The following is a 3,278-nucleotide window of genomic DNA, read 5'->3' as shown; positions in this document are numbered from 1 at the left end:
ATCCTTCACCGCGCCTGACCGTTCCGGTGAATCGGTGACGATCGACGGAACCTACGTCAGAAATCAGGTGGAGAGCTTGGCAAGGAATGTCGATTTGAGTCGATTCATCCTCTGACGAACGTGACCTGAAATCGCGATCACAGCATCGCGATAGGGTGACGGCTCGCGGAACGTGCGAGACTCACGACGCGTTGAATCCGTTGGCAACCAACGCGTTTCGCACAACGGAGTCTCACACAACGGAGTTTCACATGCGACACATCCTCAAACTCGCCGTCGCCACGCTGGCGATCGGTGCCCTGTCGACTTGGGCCGCTCCCGTATCCGCACAATCTCCGAGTGATATGGCCGGAGGCCCTTCCGCTCTCATGGCGAAATCCGCCTATTCCGCTCAGAGCGAGCATCAGGCGAAGGCCAAGCGTTCGGCGGCTCAACATCGCCCGCCGGCCAACTATTACAGCCCGACCAATCCGCGCGGCTACGATTACGGCTACCGCTACCCCGGCGGCGTCGACACCATGACGACCGGCAGCATCTTCGTGCCGCGGCCGGCGACCCGTTGGGGCCAGGAGGGCCCGGCCTCCGGTCAGAGCTGGATCGCCTATTGCTCGGCCAAGTATCAGACTTATGACGCGACCTCGAACACGTTCTGGGGCCGCGACGGGCGTCAGCACATCTGTCAGTAGCAGGTTCGGCCGATCTCATGGTCTCGGTGGGCTCGGGCGCCCACCGACGTTTTGTGGAACAGCACCCGCGCTTGCACGTTGGCCCCCCGAACGTCCCAAGGAGTCGATCGATGCGCAAGATGATCATGGCCGCGTTGGCCACCACCGTGATCGGATCGGCGTCACTGTTCTCGGGTGCAGCTTCCGCCCAGACAGCTGAGCCCGGGTCCCATCTCGATATGCTTCTGTCCCGCATGCAGCAAGATGGCGTGCGTGAAGAATATGCACAGCGCCGCGGCGGCGGCGGCGGGCGGGGTGGCGGAGGTTTCCACGGGCGCGGCGGCGGAGGCGGCTTCCACGGCGGCATGCGCCCCGGCGGCGTCCATCGTCCCCCTATCGCGGGCGTGCGGCCCGGGGGCGGCTATCGTCCCGTCGCGGGCGGCGGATACAGGCCCGGGTACCGGCCCGGTTATCGCCCCGGATACGGTCCGGGATATCGTCCCGGTTACGCCTATCGTCCCGGTTACCGTCCCTATCCGGCGTACGGCTATTACAGCCCCTACCGCTATAATTACGGAGGCGCGGCGGCAGCGGGCGCGATCGGACTCGCCACGGGCGCCATCGCGGCCGGTGCCATCTCCTCGCAGAACTCCGGTGGCGATTATTCGGCGTATTGCGCGCAGCGGTTCAAATCGTACAACCCGGCGACGGGCACTTATCTCGGCTATGACGGCCTGAGACATCCTTGTCCGTAAGGATCGCGATTCAATGAATGGGCCCTACGGGGCCCATTTTTTGTGGCCCTCAGATCACCAGGAAGTCCGTGTGGCTCAATGTGACCTTGGGCTTCAAGAGCGCGAACTTGATAGCGGTGAGAGGGCCGTTTCCGTCGGCGTCATACGACAACACACCTGTCGTCTTGTTGAGAATGACGCGGTCGCTGCCGTCATGAGCGGCCTTTCCGATGTAGAACTTTTCCTTCGCGAGCTTTCCCATTTTCATCAACGATCCGTGGCCGACTTTGAAGAACTTGTCGTCGAGCAAAATCGTGTCCGGACGAGAGAAATCGGTGATCAGGTCCATATTGATGCGCGAATGGGGCCGGGTGTCGAAAACGAAGAAATCGCGCCCGGATTCTCCGCTCAGCGTGTCGTTTCCGACGCCACCGAACAGCAGATCGTCACCGCCACCGCCGCGGAGCTGGTCCTTTCCAGCATAGCCGAAGATCTTGTTGTCCGCGGCGTTGCCGACGAGCGTTTCGGCATTGGCACTTCCACCGATCGTGATCGGCAACGCGGGACGAGGTTCCACCGGCGGTGGCGGGGGAGGAGGCGGAGGTTCGGGAGAAATCAGCGTGATCGTCTGATCGCTGAAGCGGGCGAACTGAATATTGGAGAGTCGGTCGGACCCGTCGCCTCCGGGCCGCGTGTCCGCCACCGTGAAGGCCCCATCGACATTGGTGACGATTGTGTAATTGCCGCGGGCTCCCGAGAACAGCGAGGTGTTGGTGCTCGCGCCACCATCGAGCACATCGTTGTTCGAACCGCCTTCCAACGTGTCCGTGCCGGCGCCACCGGACAAGCGATTGGCGGCGGCATTGCCGGTGAGGCGATCGTTGCCGGCGCCGCCGACGGCGTTTTCGATCAGCGAGCGTCCATCACCCTGGAACAGCCGCGCGTTGGCCACATTGCCCGCGGCGGGGCGGTGGGTGGCCGAGCCATCGAGGTCGGCGAGCTGGGCCGGATCGAAGATCGAATAGGCGCCGGGTCGCAGATCGACCGTGAGATCGGCCTGGTATTCCGACAGATCGTAGGTGTCGATTCCATTGCCGTCCCACACGGTCATGAACGTCTTGCCGTTGATCGGCGTGCCCCAGTTTTCGCCGTCGATGAACACGGTGCCGGTCGCGGCTTCCCAGTGATAGAGCGTGTCACCGGATCGCGAGCTGAAATTGGCCCCGTAGATGTATTGCAGGGCGGCAATATCGTTCGGCATGTAGGTGCCGGGGTTGTCGCTTTCGACGTTGCCGCTCACCGGGTTCGTGGTCGCGCCGACAAAGCTGCGGTATGTCATCAGCGAGCTGTTCCAGGTGTCCTCCAGAGTCGGCAACGTTCCTGGGTCGAAGGCCCCCGCGCCCAAGCTCTCATGGCCGTGCTTCAATCCGACGGCATGACCGACTTCATGGAGAATCGTCGCCAACCCCCAATTGCCGACGCGGGGATCCATGTACGTCGGGCCGCCATTGGGATTCATCCAGATGTCGCCGCTCTTGTAGGTATCCATGGGAAAATACCCGGCGGCGGTGGCGTAGAAATCGGTCAGCGCGAAACGGATATTGCCATGGCTCGTCGTCGTTTCCGTAATTTCCTGGAACGACAGGCCGGTATAGCTCTCGATCAGGCCGAGGGCGTAGGCGACCGCGACCTTCTGATCTGTTTGCGCGGAGCCAGCGCCGTCGGCGGGTTGGAAATTATGCGCAATGGTGTTCTCGGGCCCGTAACTGTTGATGTTCGTGGCATCGCCAACGTCATCGTAGAGACTGGGATGGGTCGGAAATCTGAACGTCAGCGCGCTCACCTCCCACCCGACGCCGGCCAAGAGACCATCGATGGA

At 62.4% G+C, this 3,278-nt stretch carries 3 protein-coding genes; 2 read left to right on the top strand and 1 reads right to left on the bottom strand.

The window, feature by feature from the left end; genetic code table 11:
* The first annotated feature begins 251 nt into the window (after positions 1-251).
* Together AC1DT3_RS16020 and AC1DT3_RS16015 are read left to right on the top strand one after the other, a co-directional pair.
* Positions 252-686 (top strand): BA14K family protein, encoded by a 435-nt coding sequence (locus AC1DT3_RS16020; protein ID WP_477466237.1) that lies wholly within the window; start codon positions 252-254, stop codon positions 684-686.
* 110 nt (positions 687-796) lie between these two features.
* A complete protein-coding gene (locus AC1DT3_RS16015) occupies positions 797-1,420 on the top strand; it encodes a BA14K family protein (RefSeq protein ID WP_477466236.1) in 624 nt (207 codons plus the stop codon).
* 49 nt (positions 1,421-1,469) lie between these two features.
* On the opposite strand, the gene AC1DT3_RS16010 is transcribed toward AC1DT3_RS16015, so the two are convergent.
* On the bottom strand, positions 1,470-3,278 hold a 1,809-nt coding region (locus tag AC1DT3_RS16010), incomplete at its 5' end, for a M10 family metallopeptidase (RefSeq protein WP_477466235.1).

The sequence above is a fragment of the Microvirga sp. P4_G7 genome (assembly GCF_056401005.1).
Note: the sequence above shows the minus strand (reverse complement) of the source record. Positions and strands in the feature narration are given on the sequence as shown.

What these genes read in the sequence shown, in the direction of transcription:
- AC1DT3_RS16020 (WP_477466237.1), top strand. Translation starts at nt 252, where the DNA reads ATGCGACACATCCTCAAACTCGCCGTCGCCACGCTGGCGATCGGTGCC.
- AC1DT3_RS16015 (WP_477466236.1), top strand. Translation starts at nt 797, where the DNA reads ATGCGCAAGATGATCATGGCCGCGTTGGCCACCACCGTGATCGGATCG.